This window comes from Thauera phenolivorans (genome assembly GCF_001696715.1).
Taxonomy (GTDB): Bacteria; Pseudomonadota; Gammaproteobacteria; order Burkholderiales; family Rhodocyclaceae; genus Thauera; species Thauera phenolivorans.
In genome coordinates this window covers 89,872-107,514 of the sequence record NZ_MBFM01000001.1, presented here as the reverse complement: position 1 = coordinate 107,514, position 17,643 = coordinate 89,872, and the positions used below count along the sequence as shown (strand labels likewise).

The window sequence follows — 17,643 nt, the reverse complement described above, 5'->3', positions numbered from 1 at the left end:
GACCGCCGTGGCCGGGTGCAAGAGCGTGTCCCTCGGCGTGTTCGTGCGCGTGGTGGGCGGCATGCGGCCGCCCGGGTTCGGCGGGCTGCATCTTTTCATCCTGAGCGTGGATCTCTCGCGATTATGCGCCCGAGATCGGTCGGCGCACCGCTGCTGGCGCCCGATGCGACGCTGGCGATGACCTAGAATCGAAGCCGGAGCGGACCATTTCCCGCGGGGGAGCCGAGATGCGAATCCTGAGCTGGAACATTCAATGGGGGCGCGGCGCCGACGGTCGCGTCGATCTCGAGCGTACGCTGGCGGCGATCCGCGCGGCGGGCGAGTTCGACCTGATCTGCCTGCAGGAGGTGGCCTGCAACTTCCCCGGCCTGCCGGGCGGGGCGCGCGAGGACGAGCCGGCCTTCTTCGCCCGCGCCTTCCCGCGCCACGAGGCGGCCTTCGTCGCTGCGCTCGACGTGCCCGACGGCGAGGGCGGGCGGGCGCGCTTCGGCAACCTCGTGCTGTCCTCGCTGCCGCTAGGCCAGCTGCTGCGGCACCAGTTGCCGTCCCCGGCCGATCCGGCCGTGCCGTCAATGTCGCGCGCCTGCCTCGAGGCGATGGTGCTCACCGCAGCGGGCTGGATGCGTGTGATGACGACCCATCTCGAGTACTACTCGGTGCGACAGCGCGAGGCCCAGGCTGGCGCGCTGCGCGCGCTGCAGCTCGAGGCCGCCCTGCTGGCGGCGCGGCCGCCGGCGAAGGGCAAGGAGTCCAGCCCGGCATTCGCCGCCCACCCGCGCCCCGCTTCGGCGGTACTGTGCGGTGACTTCAACTGCGAGCCCGGCTCGCCCGCCTACGCCCTGCTACAGCAGCCCATGCCCGGCGGCCTGCCCGGCTGGCGCGATGCCTGGCAGCTGCTGCATCATGGCCAGCCGCATTCGCCCACGGTCGGTCTGCATGGGGCCGATTGGCCCGATCGCGCTTACTGCTGCGACTTCTTCTTCGTCAGTGACGACCTGACGCCGCGTCTGCGCGCGGTGCAGGTGCTGACCGAAACGGACGCCTCGGATCATCAGCCGGTGGTGCTCGAGCTCGCCGCCTGACCCGGGGCGGGCAGCGGCTCGACCAGGGCACGGTAGGCATGCCAGGTGGCGTGTCCGATGATCGGCATCAGCACGGTCAGGCCGAGGTGGAAGCTGAGGAAGCCGACCAGGGTGAAGGTGACGATCAGGAAGGCCCACACGATCATCGCGCCCGGATTTCGCACCAGCGCGGTGAAGCTCGCCAGCATCGCGGTGATCGCGTCCTGGTTGCGGTCGAGCATCAGCGGGATCGACACTACGCTGGCGGCGAACACGAGCGTGGCGAAAAGGAGGCCGACGGCGAAGTAGACCCCGATGAACTCGAGGTTCTCGAAACGCAGCACCTGGCCTAGGAAGCCCGACAGGTTGGGCATCTCGTTGGTGTAGAAGAGCGCGAACACCACCAGCGAGGCGCGCGCCCAGACGAGGAAGACCACCCCCAGCACCACCGCGAAGATGCCGATGTTGCCGGCATTGCGTCGCCACACGATGAGCGTCGGTGCGAGCGAACACGACTGCCCGAGTTCGTGGCGGCGACTGATCTCGTACAGGCCCATGGCGAGGAAAGGACCGAGCAGCAGGAAGCCCGAGGTCAGCGCCGAAGTGTACTGGTAATGATTCTCGAATACGAAGGTGACCAGCAGACCCATGCCGGCGAAGCAGAAGCCGTAGAACAGGCTGGGGATCGGGCAGCGCAACAGGTCGGCGACGCCGCGCGAGATCCAGCCGAAGGGCGCGGCAGCGCTTATCGTGCGTACACTGGGGAAGGGCAAGCCGGGCGCGTCGTCGCGCGAGGCCTCGTTCGGCTGCGTCATGTCTCTCTCCTTCGGGTCTTTTTTATTTTCGACAGCGGGACCGCGACGCGTGACCTTCTAGTGGGTCATGACGAACTCCCGGATCGCTTCGCTCACGGCGGGCGCGGCCTCGTCCATCATCGCGTGACCGGCGCCGGCAAGGGTGATCATACGCGCGCCGCCCGCGCTGTCGGCACAGGCCTCGAATAGGGGTTTTACCGCATCCGGCGGCGTCATCCGGTCGCGCTCGCCGCACACGAGCAGGGCCGGGCAGCGCAGTGCGGTGGCACAGCGCAGGCCATCCTGCCAGGCATTGCAGGCCTGGAGGTCGGCGAGCAGGGAGGCCGCCGGCTGGGCCTCCATGCGCGCCGCATTGGCGGCGACGAGGGCGGCGTGGCGCTCGGCCCCGAGCAGCTCGGCGGGGGCGAAGGAGAACTTGTTGATCAGCGCGTGGCCGCGCGCAGGCTCCTCGCGCACCGCGTCGAGCAGGAAGGGCGAGACCGGCATCGGTGCGAGGCTGCCGACCAGCACCAGCGAGGACACCCGTTCGGGTGCGCGCGCGGCCGCGGCAAGCGCAATCAGCGAGCCCATGCTGTGCCCGACCAGGCCGGCTGCGCCCAGCCCGAGGGCGTCGAGCAGCCGCAGCAGCCAGTCGGCGGCGGCGTCGATCGAGGCAGGTGCGTCGCCGCCCGAGCCGCCGTGGCCGGGGAGGTCGGGGGCGATCGCGTGCAGGCCCGCGCCAGCGAGTCGAGCACCGACTTCGTCCCATACCCCGTGGTCGTGGCCGGCGCCGTGGACCAGCAGGAGGGGGGGATGGCTGCCTGGGATGGCAGGGCGATGGTCGGCCAGGCAGACTTGTCGGCCGGCGATGTCGAGCCGTTCCAGCTGCATGCGTGTTCAGGCCGGCTCGTCGGGCCGCAGCATGGCCTCGATTGCGGCGATGCGGTCCTTGAGCGCGAGCTTGCGCTTCTTCATGCGCCGCAGCAGCAGTTCGTCTTCCGTGGGGGAGTCGAAAAGACGGGCGATCGCATCGTCGAGGTCGCGGTGCTCGGCACGCAGTTCCTCGAGGCGAACGCGAAGGCTGGTGGCGTGTTCGAACGCGTCTGCTTCGCTCATGGGGCAACCTGCTCGGCGGTGGGCGCAACGGCCCGTTGGTCGGAATGACGATTCAGTGCATGGTATGCGGCGGGTGGGCGGAAGACAACCGAGCATCGCCGTCGATTGCCCGTCGGCCGTTGAATCGGCCGCGCCGGCAGTCCATCATTCACACCCCACCGCAACCGACGACACGCAGGGCAATGAACAAGGCATTCGTGAAGGAAAACGACGGCGATGACGAGGAGGATCTCTCGCCTTCGCTGCGCCTGCCGCCCGGCAGCAAGAACTACATGACGCGGCGCGGCTACGAGGCGCTGCGCGCCGAGCTCGATCTGCTCGTGCGCATCGAGCGGCCGAAGCTGGTCGAAACCGTCGCCTGGGCGGCCGGCAACGGCGACCGCTCGGAGAACGGCGACTACATCTACGGCAAGAAGCGGCTCCGCGAGATCGATCGTCGCATCCGCTTCCTGATCAAGCGCATCGAGAACGCCGACGTGGTCGATCCCGAGCGCCAGCAGGGCCTGGAGCAGGTCTTCTTCGGCGCCACGGTCAGCTTCTGCGACCTCGACACCGACGAGGCGCAGACCTGGCAGATCGTCGGCGTCGACGAAGCCGATGCCTCGCACGGCCGCATCAGCTGGATTTCGCCGCTTGCGCGCGCGCTGCTGAAGGCGAAGGAGGGCGATGTCGTGCGCTTCGTGAGTCCGGCCGGCCCGCGCGAGCTCGAGGTCCTCGAGGTACGCTACGTCTGATCGGGCCAACGTCCGGTGAAGGCTTGAGAGCGGGGGCTTGAAAGCGCCGCCCGCCGTCCCCATTTGCAGCCTCACGAAATCCGCAACAAGGGAGCTGCATCCATGTCCGAAGCGCACGCCGCATCCGCCCAGACCCTCAACTTTCAGGCCGAGGTGAAGCAACTGCTTCACCTGATGATCCACTCGCTGTACTCCAACCGCGAGATCTTCCTGCGCGAGCTGATCTCGAATGCCTCCGACGCCTGCGACAAGCTGCGCTTCGAGGCGCTCGACAACGGCGCGCTGTACGAAAGCGAGCCCGACCTCAGGATCCGCATCGGATTCGACGCCGATGCGAAGACGATCACCGTCGCCGACAACGGCATCGGCATGAGCCGTGACGAGGCGGTCGCGCACCTGGGCACCATCGCCAAGTCGGGCACCAGGGAATTCTTCGGCAAGCTCACCGGCGACCAGAAGAAGGACGCCCACCTCATCGGCCAGTTCGGTGTCGGCTTCTACTCCGCCTTCATCGTCGCCGACAAGGTCACCGTGGTGTCGCGCCGCGCCGGCCTGCCGGCCGACCAGGCGGTGAAGTGGGAATGCTCGATGACCGGCGATGAGGCCGGCGCCTACACCGTCGAGCAGGTGGAGAAGGCAGGCCGCGGCACCGAGATCACCCTGCACCTGCGCGAGGGCCAGGAAGACCTGCTGTCGTCGTGGCAGCTCAAGAGCCTGATCCGCAAGTACTCCGATCACATCGTGCAGCCGATCGTGATGAAGAAGGAGGAGTGGAACGAAGAGCAGAAGAAGCAGGTGCAGACCGACGAGGACGAGACGGTCAACCAGGCCAACGCGCTGTGGACGCGCTCCAAGAACGACATCACGGAAGACGAGTACAAGGGCTTCTACAAGCACGTCGCCCACGACTTCGACGAACCGCTGGCGTGGACGCACTCGCGCGTCGAGGGCCGCCACGAATACACCAACCTGCTCTACATCCCGAAGAACGCGCCCTTCGACCTGTGGGACCGCAACGCCAGGCACGGCATCAAGCTTTACGTGAAGCGCGTGTTCATCATGGACGACGCCGAGAAGCTGATGCCGGCCTACCTGCGCTTCGTGCGCGGCGTGGTCGATTCGGCCGACCTGCCGCTCAACGTGTCGCGCGAGATCCTGCAGGAATCCAAGGACATCGACACCATCCGCGCCGGCTGCGCGAAGAAGGTGCTGACCCTGCTCGAGAGCATGGCCAACAGCGACGAGGCGGCCGACAAGGAGAAGTACGCCGAGTTCTGGAAGGCCTTCGGCAAGGTGCTCAAGGAAGGCGTGGGCGAGGACTTCGCCAACAAGGACAAGATCGCCGGCCTGCTGCGCTTCGCCTCCACCCAGCTCGACACGCAGGAAGAGGTCGTCTCGCTCGCCGACTACATCGGCCGCATGAAGGACGGTCAGGACAAGATCTACTACGTCACCGCCGAATCCTTCAATGCGGCGAAGAACAGTCCGCATCTCGAGGTCTTCCGCAAGAAGGGCATCGAGGTGCTGCTGCTGACCGACCGCGTCGACGAATGGGTGGTGGGCAACCTGACCGAGTTCGACGGCAAGGAACTGGTATCGGTCGCGAAGGGCGGGCTCGATCTCGGCGCGCTCGAGGATGAGGCGGAGAAGAAGGAAGCCGAGAAGGCCGCCGACGAGTACAAGGAGTTGCTCGACCGGATGAAGGCCAGCCTCGGCGAGCGCGTCAAGGACGTGAAGGTGACCCTGCGCCTGACCGACTCCCCCGCCTGCCTGGTGGCCGACGAGCACGACCTGGGCATGAACCTGGCGCGCATCCTGAAGGCCGCGGGCCAGGAGGCGCCGGTTTCGAAGCCCATCCTCGAGATCAACCCCAGCCATCCGGCGGTGCTGCGCCTGAAGTACGAGGACAGGCACTTCGACGACTGGGCGGCGGTGCTGTTCGACCAGGCCCTGCTCGCCGAAGGCGGCACGCTCGACGATCCGGCGACCTTCGTCAAGCGGATCAACCAGCTGATGATGGCGATGAGCGGCAACTGAGCCGTCGGGCAGCCCGGGGTGGGCCGACCCCGGGCGGCCCAGTCTTCGCACGAAGGGGCGGTGCGCCTGGCGCGCTCCGCCCCTTCGTCATGTTCAGCCCGCCTGCGTCTTCGTATCGGAGGCGGGCGGCCCGGCATCTGCAGCCCGTGCCGCCGCGTCGTCGGGCGGGTTCGCGGCACCTTCGGTGGGCGAACCCGCGGCCCCGTCGGCGCTTCCGGCTGCGGCGGCCTTCTTCGCCCGGGTGGCCGCCTCCGCGCGCTGCTGCACCAGCGCACGTGCCTCTGCGCCGCGCAGGGCGGGCAGGGCGAGGGCGTGATAGAGCGGGATCGGCGCGACCGAGCGCGAAAAGCCGTGTGCCACCACCGCAGTCGCCATCAGCGGCAGCAGCATCTGGTGGTTCGCGGTCATCTCCATCACGATGACGAATGAGGTGATCGGCGTCTGCGTCATGCCGGCGAGGAAGGCGACCATGCCGAGCACCAGGATCGCCGGGTCGGGCTCACCCGGCAGCAGCAGACTGATGTCGCTGCCCAGGCCAGCCCCCACCGCGAGCGCGGGGGCGAAGATGCCGCCCGGGATGCGCGACACGAAGGCGAGCCAGATCACTGCCATCTTGGCGAACATGAAGGCCATCGGCAGTGTGGCCGTGCCTTCGAGCGCCGCTTTCGACTCCGCGTAGCCGGTGCCGTAGGTCTGGCCCAGGGTGAGGAGTCCGATGATGCCGGTGGCCAGTCCGCAGGCGGCGGCAAAGGCGATCGGGCGGTGACGGGCGAAGCGCCCGAGGCGGCCCGGCAGGCCGCGCGCGGAGGCGATCAGGAGACGCGCAAAGCCCCCGCCGAGGAGGCCGCCGAGGGCGCCGCAGGCGAGCACCGGCCAGATTCCGCCGGGCCACGCGAGAGCCGCCGGCGTGCGGCCGAAATAAGTGTAGTTGCCGAGGATCGCGAGCGACATCAGGCCGGCGAAGATGACGGCGGTCAGGGTGGTGCTGTTGGCGTGAAAGGCGCGCTGACGGCACATCTCCTCGATCGCGAACATGATCCCGCCGAGCGGCGTGTTGAAGGCGGCGGCGATGCCGGCCCCGCTGCCCGCAATGATGAGGTCGCGGTGGCTCGCGATGCTGCGACGATGGCGACGCCTGCGGCTCGCAAGCATGTGCATCACCGAGGCGCCGATCTGCACCGAGGGGCCCTCACGGCCGATCGAGGCGCCCGACAGCAGCCCCCCCAGGGTCAGCAGCGTCTTGGCGATGGCGATCCGAAAGGAGAGCAGCTGCCTGCGCACGAGTCCGTTGTCGGCCATCGAGGCGGCGATCGCCTGGGGAATGCCGCTGCCATCGGTGCCCGGGAAGAAACGGCGTGACAGCCAGGCCATCGCGGCGAAGCCGGCGGGCGCGATCAGCAGGGTCGCCCAGGGGTACTGCTTCGTCCAGTGGCCGTGGGTCTCGATCGCGAGTTCGGCGCCGATGGCGAAGGCGATCGCGATCAGCCCGGCGAGGAGGGCGGCTCCCACCAGCAGCAGGCGCCGATGCCAGCGACGTGCCGATAGCCAGGGCAGGGCATAGCGGCGGCCGCCGCGGGCGAGACGCTTGAGCGCGCGCTGGGTTCGGGACGGCCGTTCCGGTGCGGTGGCAGGTGGCGTCGGTTCGGACATGGCGGTCGATGTCGGCAGCAGCGCGGAATGGAGGAACGGGGGAGGGTCTTGAAAGTCGGGGATGACGCGCGGGGCCTGCGTGCGTGCCCCCGCCGGCCCCGCGAGACGGTACCATACGCGAACGCAAGGAATGGCGTGAATGTTTTGACAATGATGGTTCGCGGAAATATAGTCGGAGCGATTTTGGAATGGCGGAAACGCAGCAGTCGAACAAGATGCAGCAGAGCGGTCGGGTCACGCCGTTATCGGTTTTACAGCGCTTCCGTGTGCTGATCCGCGCCGCGCAGCGCCATTCGCAATGGATAGAGCGACAGAGCGGAGTGACCGGCGCCCAGCTGTGGGCGCTGCAGGAATTGGCCGAGGCGCCGGGCCTGCGCGTCGGCGAGCTGGCCAAGCGGATGGCGTTGCACCAGTCCACCGCCTCGAACATGATCGACCGCCTCGAGACCGGCGGCCTCATCCGCAAGGAGCGCACCAGCGCGGATCAGCGGGTGGTGCGTCTGTACCTGACCGAGGCCGGCGTGGAGTTGCTCGGACGTGCGCCGTCGCCGGCGCGCGGCGTGCTCCCGCAGGCGCTGCGTTCGCTCGACGAGGAGTCGCTGATGCGACTGCAGGGCGAGCTCGACGCGCTTTTGCGCAAGATCAGGGATCTCGACGAGGGTTTCGGCATGCAGCCGCTGCCCTTCACCGAATAGGGCCTTCCGGCCCTGTGTTTCGCCTTGTGCGGACAGCAGCTTGCGCGGCCTTCGGGCCGCGCTTTTTTTGGTGCGCCCAGCATGGGCGCACTCCTGCGGGTGCAAGTCCCGCCGTAAGTTGATCACAGCGAACGAAGCTAAGCGCAACTGCGCGAGGGTGACCGAGCGTGGGGAGGAAGCGTGGAGCGTAAGCTGCGAGCCGATGAACAAGAATCGGATAGAAGGCGCTGCCGAGCAGGGCGAGCGGGCCAGAAACCGCGAAGCTCTCGTGATCAAGGCGAAGTGGCGTAGATCCGGCGGTTGTGCAGCGAAGGAGTGCGTTCTTACCTGGGGAGATCTCGCCTTGAGCCTGAAAGGGCGACGGTGCCACACCGGAGCGAGGAGTCAGCCGAGGCCGTAGTAGCCGCTGGTTTGGGGCGAAGGGCCGAACGAGTAGGAGGGCCGAAGGCCGTGTCGCTCGGACGTGCAGTGCATCAGAAGCCCGGCGAGCCGGGGCGCAATGCGGGAGAGCGAGGTGAAGCCGAGCTCGAAGCGGTGCGTGATGAAGCACGAACGGCGCGGCGCGCAACTGGAAGCCCGGGGCGAGATGGCCTGCTTGCGCAGGCGCTCGCGAGCGCGAATATGGTTCTGGCGTGGAAACGCGTCAAAGCTAATCGCGGCAGTGCTGGGGCGGATGGGTTGTCGATTGCCGAGACGGCGGAGTACCTGAGAATGCACTGGCCCCGGATTCGGGAATCCTTGCTCGATGGCAGCTACCGGCCCGTGCCGGTGCGCTGCGTCCAGATTCCGAAGGCCGATGGCGGGGTGCGCGAACTGGGGATTCCGACGGTGACGGATCGGCTGATCCAGCAAGCCCTGCTGCAAGTCTTGCAGCCCATCATTGATCCGACGTTCTCCGAACACAGCTATGGCTTCCGGCCGGGACGCCGTGCGCACGACGCGGTGCTCGATGCACAGCGCTACGTGCAGGACGGCTACCGGGTAGTGGTCGATGTGGATCTGGAGAAGTTCTTCGACCGGGTCAATCACGACATCCTGATGGAACGGTTGGCGAGGCGAATCGACGATAAAGCCGTGCTGCGGCTGGTTCGTCGTTACCTCGTGGCCGGGATTCTGGATGGCGGGGTGCTCATCGAGCGGTACGAGGGCACGCCGCAAGGCGGGCCGCTCTCGCCGCTGTTGGCCAATGTGCTGCTCGACGAGGTGGATCGGGAACTGGAGCGACGTGGCCACCGCTTCGTGCGCTACGCCGACGACTGCAACGTGTATGTGTGCAGTCGCCGCGCAGGTGAACGGGTGCTGGAAGGGTTGCGCAAGCTCTACGACCGACTCCATCTGAAGATCAACGAGGCCAAGACGGCGGTGGCGTCGGCGACCGGTCGCAAGCTTCTGGGCTACGAACTGTGGCGCAGTGCGGGCGACCGGATCAAATGCGCGGTCGCCTACAAGGCGTTGGAGACCTTCAAACAACGCATCCGGGAAATGACGCGTCGCTCGGGCGGGCGCAGCCTGCCGGAGGTCGCCGAACGACTGCGGGCCTACATGCCGGGCTGGAAGGCGTACTTCCAGCTTGCGCAGACACCCAAGGTGTTCCGCGAACTCGACGAGTGGATCCGACACCGGCTGCGTGCCGTGCAGCTCAAGCACTGGCGTCGGGGTACGACGATGTATCGGGAATTGTTGGCGCTGGGCGCCTCGCAAGCGGATGCCCGCAGGGTGGCCGCGAACAGTCGGTGCTGGTGGCGTAACAGCCGCATGGCGCTGAACCGAGCGATGCCCATCGCCTACTTCGACCGGCTTGGCGTGCCTCGGCTCTCATGACCTCAACTGCTCGAACCGCCCGGTGCGGACCCGCATGCCGGGTGGTGTGGGAGGGGATCGGTCAGGTAACCTGACCGCCCCTATCCCGATTTGCGCGCTGGCGTGACGCCTGCGCTCAGTGCTTCTTCGACAGCCCTTGCATGGCGCGCGCCAGCCCCTCGAGCGTCAGCGGATACATGCGCCCGCCGACGATCTCGTGGATGAGCTGGATCGACTGCCGATAGCCCCACAGGCGCTCGGGCTCGGGATTGAGCCAGGCTGCCGCCGGGTAGGCGTCGAGCAGCCGCCGCAGCCAGGTGGCGCCCGACTCCGCATTCATGTGCTCGATCGAGCCGTGCGGGTGGAGGATCTCATAGGGACTCATCGTCGCGTCGCCGACGAAGATCAGCTTGTAGTCGGGGCCGTACTTGTGGATCACGTCGAGCAGCGGGGTGCGCTCGCGGTGCCGCCGGGCGTTGTCGCGCCACACGCCCTCGTAGACGCAGTTGTGGAAGTAGAAATACTCGAGGTGCTTGAACTCCAGCCGGCAGGCTGAGAACAGCTCCTCGCACACCCTGACGTGGTCGTCCATCGAGCCGCCGACGTCGAGGAAGAGCAGCACCTTCACCGCGTTGTGGCGTTCGGGCCGCATCATCAGGTCGAGCCAGCCCGCATTCCTCGCGGTCGCGGCGATCGTGCCGTCGAGGTCGAGTTCCTCCGCTGCGCCCTCGCGGGCGAAGCGGCGCAGCCGGCGCAGGGCGACCTTGATGTTTCGCGTGCCGAGTTCGACCGCGTCGTCGAGGTTGCGGAACTCGCGCTTCTCCCATACCTTCACCGCGCTGCGGTTCGCGGAGTCGCCGCCGACGCGGATCCCCTCCGGGTGGGTGCCGCTGTTGCCGAAGGGAGAGCTGCCGCCGGTGCCGATCCACTTGCTCCCGCCCTGATGGCGTCCCTTCTGCTCGGCGAGACGCTTGCGGAACTCGTCCATCAGCTTGTCCCAGCCGAGCTTCTCCAGCTTCGCGCGCTCCTCCGGCGTGAGGTGCTTCTTCATCATCGCGCGCAGCCATTCCTCGGGCAGGTCCACCTCGAGTCCCGGGATCGCGCTGACGCCCTTGAAGTACTCGCCGAAGGCCTGGTCGAAGCGGTCGTAGAGCGACTCGTCCTTGACCAGGCAGGCGCGCGCGAAATGGTAGAAATCGTCGATCGAGTGACCGCAGACATGCTCGCGCAGGCCCTCGAGCAGGGTCAGGAACTCGCGCGTGGACACCGGCAGCTTGCGCGCCTTCAGGTGCAGGAAGAAGTCGATCAGCATCGCGGCGGCGTCAGCGGTTCAGCCGGGCCATGTGTACCAGGCGCTCGAACAGGTGCACGTCCTGCTCGTTCTTCAGCAACGCGCCGTGCAGCGGCGGAATCGCCGCCTTGCCATCGGGCGAATGCAGCGCCTCGGGCGGAATGTCCTCGGCCACCAGCAGCTTGAGCCAGTCAATCAGCTCGGAGGTGGAGGGCTTCTTCTTGAGGCCGGGGATGTCGCGCAGACCGAAGAAGACCTCGAGCGCCTCGCGCAGCAGTTCCTTCCGGATCCCGGGGAAGTGCACATCGACGATGCGCTGCATCGTGTCGCGATCCGGGAACTTGATGTAGTGGAAGAAGCAGCGCCGCAGGAAGGCGTCGGGCAGTTCCTTCTCGTTGTTCGAGGTGATGAACACGATCGGCCGGTGACGGGCCTGGATGGTCTGCCGCGTCTCGTAGACGTGGAACTCCATGCGGTCGAGCTCGCGCAGCAGGTCGTTGGGGAATTCGATGTCGGCCTTGTCGATCTCGTCGATCAGCACCACCGTCGGGCGCTCTGCCTCGAAGGCCTGCCACAGCACGCCCTTGACGATGTAATTGCCGATGTCCTTGACGCGGTCGTCGCCGAGCTGGGAGTCGCGCAGGCGGGAGACCGCGTCGTATTCGTACAGGCCCTGCTGGGCCTTGGTGGTGGACTTGATGTGCCACTGCAGCAGCGGCAGCTCGAGGGCGGCGGCGACTTCCTCGGCGAGCATGGTCTTGCCGGTGCCCGGCTCACCCTTGATCAGCAGCGGCCGTTGCAGGCGGATCGCGGCATTGACCGCGAGCATCAGGTCGGGCGTGGTGACGTAGTTCCGGGAGCCTTCGAATCTGGGCTGGGACATCGGGGATTCCTCTTATTAATACCCGCGGATTATAGGACTAGCCTTGCGGGAAGTCCGGGCACACGGACATCCGAAGCGCCATGCGCCGCCATGCGCAGGAGCGTGGTCCGACAGAGAGGAGACAGCATGCAGGCGAGACATCTGCTTTTGGGGGCGGCCATGCTGGCTGCCGGCGTGCCGGCGCTGGCGGTCGAGGGAGATGCCGCGGCGGCGAAAGCCAAGCTGTCGATGTGCATCGGTTGCCACGGCATCGAGGGCTACCGCACCAGCTATCCTGAGGTCTATCCGGTTCCCAAGCTGGGTGGCCAGCATCCGCAGTACATCGTGCGCGCGCTCCAGGCCTACAAGGCGGGCGAGCGCAGCCATCCGACGATGCAGGGCATCGCCGCCGGCCTGTCCGAACAGGACATGGCCGATCTCGCCGCTTACTACGGCGCTGCGCAGTGAGGGGGCCGACGATGAAGATGCCCGTCCGACCGGCGCTCGGCGCCGCCGTCATTCTCATCACCGCCTTCCTCGCCGCTCCGGTGCAGGCCGCCGGCGACCCGCAGCGCGGCAAGGAGAAGGCCGTCGTCTGCGCGGCCTGCCATGGCGAGGACGGGAACAGCCCGACGCCCGAGTTCCCCCGCATCGGCGGCCAGCACGAGGACTACCTGGTCCAGGCGCTGCAGGATTACAAGCAGGGCCGGCGCAAGGATCCGATCATGGCCGCCCAGGTCGAGGCGCTGTCGATCGACGACATGGCGGACCTCGCAGCCTGGTACGGGGGCCAGAAGGGGCTTTACGTTAAGCGCTGAGGCGGGCAGCGGGAGCGCGCGGCAGCAGGTGTGCCGGGCGCGACCCGTCCGCGGTTTCGCCTCCGGCGCGGTCGGCCTCTGGTCTCGAGAACGTTAGCGGTAAGCGTCTGCGCGTCGGAGCGATGGCCCGCACGGGGCGATCGTCGGCGCGCGCGAGTCTTGGTCTTGTTGACAAAGCCGGCAGGTCAAAATAGCCTTGCCCGCGAAAAGAACGTGGTTTTTTGCAACTAGTTCTCCTGTCCTGATGATTCGCGTCCGCCCCGGCGCGGAGAGGGCTGCGAGCGTCACCGTCGTGCCGTGCTCCATTTCATGACGTAACACTTCAAAGGAATCTCCATGAGCCACATGCAATACCTCAACACGCGGCGCAAACTCCTGATCGGCGGGCTCGTGGCGGCCTCGCTCGGGCTGTTCGGTTGCGGAGGCGAGACCAAGGACGCGCCGGTCGCCGCCGGCAGCGGGCAGGCCGCGGCGCAGAAACTCGTGATCAAGGTCGGCCACGCGGCCACTGAGTCCAACACCGGCCACAAGGGCCTGGTGCGCTTCAACGAGCTGCTGTCGGCAAAGACCGACGGCCGGATCACGCTCGACATCTACCCCAACTCGCAGCTCGGCAGCGAGCGCGAGCTGATCGAGAGCATTCAGCTCGGCAGCGTCGGCATGACCTTCGTTTCCTCGGCGCCGCTGGGTAACTTCAAGAAAGAGTTCTTCGCGCTCGACCTGCCGTTCGCGTTCAAGGATCGCGAGACGGTATACCGCGTGCTGGACGGTGAAGTCGGCGAGACGCTGCTCGGCAGCCTTGAGGACATCAACATCAAGGGGCTCGGCTTCTGGGAAAACGGCTTCCGCCAGTTCAGCAACAGCAAGATCCCGGTCAAGACGCCGGATGATCTGCGCGGCATCAAGATGCGGACGATGGAAAACGAGGTCCACATCGCGGCGTGGAAGGAGCTTGGTGCGAACCCGGCGCCGCTGGCCTTCGGCGAGCTCTTCACTGCGCTGCAGCAAAAGACCTTCGACGCGCAGGAAACGCCGATCAACCTCTTCTACGACATGAAGTATTTCGAGGTGCAGAAGTTCATCACCAAGACCGGCCATCTCTATTCGCCGTTCGTGATCCTGATGAACAAGAGCGTGTACGAGGGGCTCAGCGACGCCGACAAGAAGGCGGTGGCCGAGGCCTTCGACGAGGCCAAGCGCTATCAGCGCGAGATCGCGCAGGCGAGCGATGCAGCGGCCGAAACGGCGATGGAAGGGCAGATCACCTTCGTCGAGCTGAGCGACGCCGAGAAGGAGGCCTTCCGCGCCAAGATGGGGCCGGTCTACGACCTCGTCAAGCGCAAGGCCGGCGAGGACATCGTCAACAAGGTGCTCGAAGCAACCCGCTGATCCCGCGTCACGCTCCCGCCGTACTGCGCGGGCGCGTGTCATCGACCGCGGCCGTCCCTGCCTACGCGCACCGCGCAGACCGGGACGGCCGACTTGTTTCCGGATCCAGACTCCCGGCAACCGCCCGGGGCCACAAGGCATCGTCATGTTGAAGAAGATAGACGACAACCTCGAGGAGTTCATCCTCGTCATCCTGATGTTCGCGATGACCGCGCTGATCGCGGTGCAGATCTTCATGCGCTACGTGATGCAGGACTCGCTCACCTGGTCGGAGGAGCTCGCACGCTACCTCTTCGTCTGGGTGAGTTACATCGGCGTCAGCTATGCGGTCAAGCGCAGCGCTCACATCCGGGTGGAGGCGGCGACCATGTTCCTGCCCGAGCGGGTCAAGCGCTACGTCATCCTGCTCTCGCATCTCGCCTTCCTCGTCTTCGCCGTCATGGTGGTGAAGGAGGGCTACACCCTGAGCATGAAGATCTTCAAGTTCGGCCAGACCTCGCCGGCGCTCGGCATTCCCATGGGCTACATCTACCTGGCGCCGACGGTCGGCTTCCTGCTGACCTTTTTCCGCCTGCTGCAGAACATCGTGGCCAGCATCAAAGAACTCAAGTCCGGGGTGGCCTGATGGTTTCGCTCATTCTGTTCGGTCTCTTCGTCGTCCTGCTCGCGGTCAACGTCCCGATCGGGGTCGCCCTCGGGCTCGCCTCGATGGCGGCGCTCGGCTACGGCGGCCTGGTAGACAGCAGCTACCTCGCCCAGAGCCTGGTGACCTCGATCGACTCCTTCCCGCTGATGGCGGTGCCCTTCTTCATCCTCGCGGGCGACCTGATGGGGCATGGCGGCATCTCGCGCCGCCTGCTCGATGTGGGCGACATCTTCTTCGGCCGCTTCACCGGCGGCCTCGCCCTGGTGGCGGTGGCGACCTGCATGTTCTTCGCCGCGATCTCCGGTTCGGGGCCGGCGACGGTGGCGGCGATCGGCGGCGTGCTGTTTCCGGCGATGGCCAAGCGCGGCTATGACCAGCGCTTCTCGGTCGGCCTGGTGGCGTCGGCGGGCTGCATCGGCGTGATCATCCCGCCGAGCATTCCGATGGTGATCTATGCGACGTCCTCGGGGACCTCGGTGAGCAGCATGTTCCTCGCCGGCATCATCCCTGGCCTGCTGATCGGCGCGGTGCTGATGGCGGTCGCGTTCCTGATCTCGAAGAAGCAGGGTTTCCACGGTTCGCCGCGACGCTACACCGGGCGCGAGGCGTTCCACATCTTCTGGGACGCGAAATGGGCGCTGCTGGTGCCGGTGATCATCCTCGGCGGGATCTACGGCGGCGTGTTCACGCCCACCGAGGCGGCCGCGGTGGCAGTGGTGTACGGCCTGTTCGTCGGCCTCTTCATCTATCGGGACCTCAAGTTGAGGGACGTGTACAAGGTGTTCGCCCACTCCGCGCTGACCACCGCGACGATCATGATCATCGTCGGCGCGGCGACCGTGTTCGGCCGCGTGCTGGCGATCGAGGGCATCCCCGCCATGCTCGCCAACAACATCATGTCGATCACCCAGAACACGATCCTCGTGCTGCTTCTGATCAACCTGCTGCTGCTGCTGATCGGCTGCTTCATGGAAACCCTGGCCGCAATCATCATCCTGACCCCGATCCTGTTGCCGGTGGTGACCAAGCTCGGCGTGGATCCGGTGCATTTCGGCATCCTGATGATCGTCAACCTCGCGATCGGGATGGTGACGCCGCCGCTGGGCATGAACCTGTTCGTGGGGTCCCGCGTGGGCAGGATCAGCCTCGAGGGCGCCTCGCGCGGCGCCTTGCCCTTCCTGTTCGCGATGATCGCGCTGCTCGTGGTGCTGACCTATGTGCCCCAGATTTCGCTGCTCCTCGGCGGCCTTGGCGAGTAAGCCGGCGTCCCACCAACTTTTTGCACGACGGAAAGAACGATGACTGAAATGCAGGGCTCGACGCTTCCGGCGATGGAAGCATTGATGGCGGCGCTGGGCGAGGGCGAGGTCCTCACCGGCGCGGACGTCGGCGCGAAGTACCTCGAGGACTGGAGCGGGGCGAAGGTCGACCGCGTGCTCGCGGTGCTGCGCCCGCGCAGTACCGAGGAGCTGTCCGCGATCCTGAGGATCTGTCACGCCCACGGCCAGACGGTGGTGCCGCAGGGCGGGCTCACCGGCCTCGTCGGCGGTGGCGTGCCCGGGCGGCAGGACGTGGCGATCTCGCTCGAGCGCATGAACCGGGTGGAGGCGATCGACCTCGACTCGGGCACGGTCACGGTGCAGGCTGGCGCGATCCTGCAGAACGTGCAGGAAGCCTGCCGCGACGCCGGCGGATTTCTTGCCCTCGACCTCGGCGCACGCGGTTCCTGCCAGGTCGGCGGCAACCTGTCGACCAATGCCGGCGGCAACCGGGTGATCCGCTACGGGATGGCGCGCGACCTGGTGCTCGGCCTCGAGGCGGTGCTTGCCGACGGCACCGTGCTGAGCATGATGAACCAGATGGTGAAGAACAACGCCGGCATGGACCTCAAGCACCTGTTCATCGGCAGCGAGGGCACGCTCGGCATCGTCACCCGCGCGGTGCTGAAGCTGCATCCGCTGCCGGCCGGGGCGAACACCGCGGTCGTCGCCACGCCGGACTACGCGTCGGCGCTGCGCTTCCTGCGCCATGCGCAGAAGCGGCTGTCGGGCCAGGTGAGCGCCTTCGAGATCATGTGGAACGAGTACCTGTCGACCATCGTCGACAGCTGCGGGCTGCGTGCGCCGCTCAGCCTCGAGCACCCGGTATACGTGCTCACCGACATGCAGGGCGGCCAGCCGGAGGCCGATGCCGAGCGCTTCCAGGCGATGCTCGAGGAAGCGATCGAGGCGGGCTGGATCATCGATGGCGCGGTCGCGCAGTCGGTGGCGGAGGCGGAAGAATTCTGGGCGATCCGCGACGGCGTGGCCGACGTGCTGCGCGATTTCGCGCCGACGATCAACTTCGACGTGTCGGTGCCGGTGGGTCGGATCGGCGAATGCGCCGAGCGCATCCGCGCCAATCTCGACGCCCAGTTCCCCGCGCTGAAGGCGCTCTTCTTCGGCCACGTCGGCGACGGCAACCTGCATGTGGTGGCCTGCTCGGTTCCGCCCGAGCACGCGGCGCAGGTGCGGATCGAGGAGGCGGTGTATTCGGTGGTGCGCGAATTCGGCGGCTCGATCTCGGCCGAACACGGCATCGGCACGCTCAAGACCGACTGGCTCGGCTACTCGCGCTCGCCGGCCGAGATCGCAACGATGCGTGCGCTCAAGCAGGCGCTCGACCCGAAGGGCATCCTCAACCCCGGCAAGCTCATTCCGCCCGCCGGGGCCTAGGCGCGGCCCGGGCCGCTCGCACGCCTTGCGCGAGGC

Annotated in this window: 18 protein-coding genes; 12 read left to right on the top strand and 6 right to left on the bottom strand. The window is 66.9% G+C overall.

Features of this window, described 5'->3' with window-relative positions:
- Window positions 1–181, top strand: a 181-nt coding sequence (locus tag BB334_RS18565; protein ID WP_232756613.1) for a hypothetical protein, incomplete at its 5' end; no start/stop codon positions are given.
- Window positions 182–227: 46 nt separating this feature from the next.
- Window positions 228–1,082: an endonuclease/exonuclease/phosphatase family protein gene (locus BB334_RS00420; protein ID WP_068803221.1), complete on the top strand. Its 855-nt coding sequence runs from the start codon at window positions 228–230 to the stop codon at window positions 1,080–1,082.
- On the opposite strand, the gene BB334_RS00415 is transcribed toward BB334_RS00420, so the two are convergent.
- The 3 genes from BB334_RS00415 to BB334_RS00405 are packed head-to-tail and all read right to left on the bottom strand — an operon-like array spanning window position 1,052 to window position 2,971.
- Complete coding sequence (locus tag BB334_RS00415) at window positions 1,052–1,876, bottom strand: DUF2189 domain-containing protein (protein WP_068803219.1); 825 nt, start codon at window positions 1,874–1,876, stop codon at window positions 1,052–1,054. The genes BB334_RS00420 and BB334_RS00415 overlap by 31 nt on opposite strands.
- A 57-nt stretch (window positions 1,877–1,933) precedes the next feature.
- Window positions 1,934–2,746, bottom strand: coding sequence for an alpha/beta fold hydrolase (locus tag BB334_RS00410; RefSeq protein WP_083200211.1), 813 nt, complete (start codon window positions 2,744–2,746; stop codon window positions 1,934–1,936).
- Between the two features lie 6 nt (window positions 2,747–2,752).
- Entirely contained in the window at window positions 2,753–2,971 is a 219-nt protein-coding gene (locus BB334_RS00405) for a YdcH family protein (protein WP_068803217.1), read from the bottom strand.
- 182 nt (window positions 2,972–3,153) lie between these two features.
- Here BB334_RS00405 and greB point away from each other — a divergent pair, with 182 nt between their 5' ends.
- Together greB and htpG are read left to right on the top strand one after the other, a co-directional pair.
- Complete coding sequence (greB, locus tag BB334_RS00400; protein WP_068803215.1) at window positions 3,154–3,705, top strand: transcription elongation factor GreB; 552 nt, start codon at window positions 3,154–3,156, stop codon at window positions 3,703–3,705.
- A gap of 102 nt (window positions 3,706–3,807) precedes the next feature.
- A complete protein-coding gene (htpG, locus tag BB334_RS00395) occupies window positions 3,808–5,742 on the top strand; it encodes a molecular chaperone HtpG (RefSeq protein ID WP_068803213.1) in 1,935 nt (644 codons plus the stop codon).
- A 93-nt stretch (window positions 5,743–5,835) separates the two neighbouring features.
- Here htpG and BB334_RS00390 read toward each other — a convergent pair whose 3' ends face one another.
- Complete coding sequence (locus tag BB334_RS00390; RefSeq protein WP_083200210.1) at window positions 5,836–7,392, bottom strand: chloride channel protein; 1,557 nt, start codon at window positions 7,390–7,392, stop codon at window positions 5,836–5,838.
- Between the two features lie 188 nt (window positions 7,393–7,580).
- Here BB334_RS00390 and BB334_RS00385 point away from each other — a divergent pair, with 188 nt between their 5' ends.
- Together BB334_RS00385 and ltrA are read left to right on the top strand one after the other, a co-directional pair.
- Window positions 7,581–8,087: a MarR family winged helix-turn-helix transcriptional regulator gene (locus tag BB334_RS00385; RefSeq protein ID WP_068803212.1), complete on the top strand. Its 507-nt coding sequence runs from the start codon at window positions 7,581–7,583 to the stop codon at window positions 8,085–8,087.
- 468 nt (window positions 8,088–8,555) lie between these two features.
- On the top strand, window positions 8,556–9,908 hold the full coding sequence (ltrA, locus tag BB334_RS00380; RefSeq protein ID WP_232756612.1) for a group II intron reverse transcriptase/maturase: 1,353 nt from the start codon (window positions 8,556–8,558) through the stop codon (window positions 9,906–9,908).
- 115 nt (window positions 9,909–10,023) lie between these two features.
- Here the strand turns inward: ltrA and BB334_RS00375 are convergent, their stop codons facing one another.
- Both BB334_RS00375 and BB334_RS00370 read right to left on the bottom strand, forming a co-directional pair.
- Window positions 10,024–11,199 (bottom strand): vWA domain-containing protein, encoded by a 1,176-nt coding sequence (locus BB334_RS00375; RefSeq protein ID WP_068803208.1) that lies wholly within the window; start codon window positions 11,197–11,199, stop codon window positions 10,024–10,026.
- A gap of 10 nt (window positions 11,200–11,209) precedes the next feature.
- Window positions 11,210–12,061 (bottom strand): AAA family ATPase, encoded by an 852-nt coding sequence (locus tag BB334_RS00370; RefSeq protein WP_068803206.1) that lies wholly within the window; start codon window positions 12,059–12,061, stop codon window positions 11,210–11,212.
- 126 nt (window positions 12,062–12,187) lie between these two features.
- Between BB334_RS00370 and BB334_RS00365 the strand changes: the two genes are divergently transcribed.
- The 6 genes from BB334_RS00365 to BB334_RS00340 all read left to right on the top strand — a co-directional run bounded on the left by BB334_RS00365 (window position 12,188) and on the right by BB334_RS00340 (window position 17,607).
- The gene (locus BB334_RS00365) at window positions 12,188–12,508 is read left to right on the top strand and encodes a c-type cytochrome (protein ID WP_068803204.1); all 321 of its coding nucleotides are present in this window, start codon (window positions 12,188–12,190) and stop codon (window positions 12,506–12,508) included.
- Window positions 12,509–12,519: 11 nt separating this feature from the next.
- On the top strand, window positions 12,520–12,858 hold the full coding sequence (locus BB334_RS00360; RefSeq protein ID WP_068803201.1) for a c-type cytochrome: 339 nt from the start codon (window positions 12,520–12,522) through the stop codon (window positions 12,856–12,858).
- Between the two features lie 336 nt (window positions 12,859–13,194).
- A complete protein-coding gene (locus BB334_RS00355) occupies window positions 13,195–14,247 on the top strand; it encodes a TRAP transporter substrate-binding protein (protein ID WP_068803198.1) in 1,053 nt (350 codons plus the stop codon).
- Between the two features lie 145 nt (window positions 14,248–14,392).
- Window positions 14,393–14,872, top strand: coding sequence for a TRAP transporter small permease (locus BB334_RS00350; protein WP_068803196.1), 480 nt, complete (start codon window positions 14,393–14,395; stop codon window positions 14,870–14,872).
- Window positions 14,872–16,152: a TRAP transporter large permease gene (locus BB334_RS00345; RefSeq protein WP_068803194.1), complete on the top strand. Its 1,281-nt coding sequence runs from the start codon at window positions 14,872–14,874 to the stop codon at window positions 16,150–16,152. The genes BB334_RS00350 and BB334_RS00345 overlap by 1 nt, the downstream gene beginning before the upstream one ends.
- Window positions 16,153–16,191: 39 nt before the next feature.
- Complete coding sequence (locus tag BB334_RS00340) at window positions 16,192–17,607, top strand: FAD-binding oxidoreductase (RefSeq protein WP_068803192.1); 1,416 nt, start codon at window positions 16,192–16,194, stop codon at window positions 17,605–17,607.
- Window positions 17,608–17,643: the final 36 nt, after the last annotated feature.

Bases quoted from the DNA above. Each gene is read 5' to 3' on its own strand.
- BB334_RS00345 (WP_068803194.1), top strand. From the start codon at position 14,872: ATGGTTTCGCTCATTCTGTTCGGTCTCTTCGTCGTCCTGCTCGCGGTC.
- greB (WP_068803215.1), top strand. From the start codon at position 3,154: ATGAACAAGGCATTCGTGAAGGAAAACGACGGCGATGACGAGGAGGAT.
- BB334_RS00385 (WP_068803212.1), top strand. From the start codon at position 7,581: ATGGCGGAAACGCAGCAGTCGAACAAGATGCAGCAGAGCGGTCGGGTC.
- BB334_RS00350 (WP_068803196.1), top strand. From the start codon at position 14,393: ATGTTGAAGAAGATAGACGACAACCTCGAGGAGTTCATCCTCGTCATC.
- BB334_RS00410 (WP_083200211.1), bottom strand. From the start codon at position 2,746: ATGCAGCTGGAACGGCTCGACATCGCCGGCCGACAAGTCTGCCTGGCC.
- BB334_RS00390 (WP_083200210.1), bottom strand. From the start codon at position 7,392: ATGTCCGAACCGACGCCACCTGCCACCGCACCGGAACGGCCGTCCCGA.
- BB334_RS00340 (WP_068803192.1), top strand. From the start codon at position 16,192: ATGACTGAAATGCAGGGCTCGACGCTTCCGGCGATGGAAGCATTGATG.
- BB334_RS00420 (WP_068803221.1), top strand. From the start codon at position 228: ATGCGAATCCTGAGCTGGAACATTCAATGGGGGCGCGGCGCCGACGGT.
- BB334_RS00355 (WP_068803198.1), top strand. From the start codon at position 13,195: ATGAGCCACATGCAATACCTCAACACGCGGCGCAAACTCCTGATCGGC.
- htpG (WP_068803213.1), top strand. From the start codon at position 3,808: ATGTCCGAAGCGCACGCCGCATCCGCCCAGACCCTCAACTTTCAGGCC.
- BB334_RS00365 (WP_068803204.1), top strand. From the start codon at position 12,188: ATGCAGGCGAGACATCTGCTTTTGGGGGCGGCCATGCTGGCTGCCGGC.
- BB334_RS00405 (WP_068803217.1), bottom strand. From the start codon at position 2,971: ATGAGCGAAGCAGACGCGTTCGAACACGCCACCAGCCTTCGCGTTCGC.
- BB334_RS00415 (WP_068803219.1), bottom strand. From the start codon at position 1,876: ATGACGCAGCCGAACGAGGCCTCGCGCGACGACGCGCCCGGCTTGCCC.
- BB334_RS00370 (WP_068803206.1), bottom strand. From the start codon at position 12,061: ATGTCCCAGCCCAGATTCGAAGGCTCCCGGAACTACGTCACCACGCCC.
- BB334_RS00360 (WP_068803201.1), top strand. From the start codon at position 12,520: ATGAAGATGCCCGTCCGACCGGCGCTCGGCGCCGCCGTCATTCTCATC.
- BB334_RS00375 (WP_068803208.1), bottom strand. From the start codon at position 11,199: ATGCTGATCGACTTCTTCCTGCACCTGAAGGCGCGCAAGCTGCCGGTG.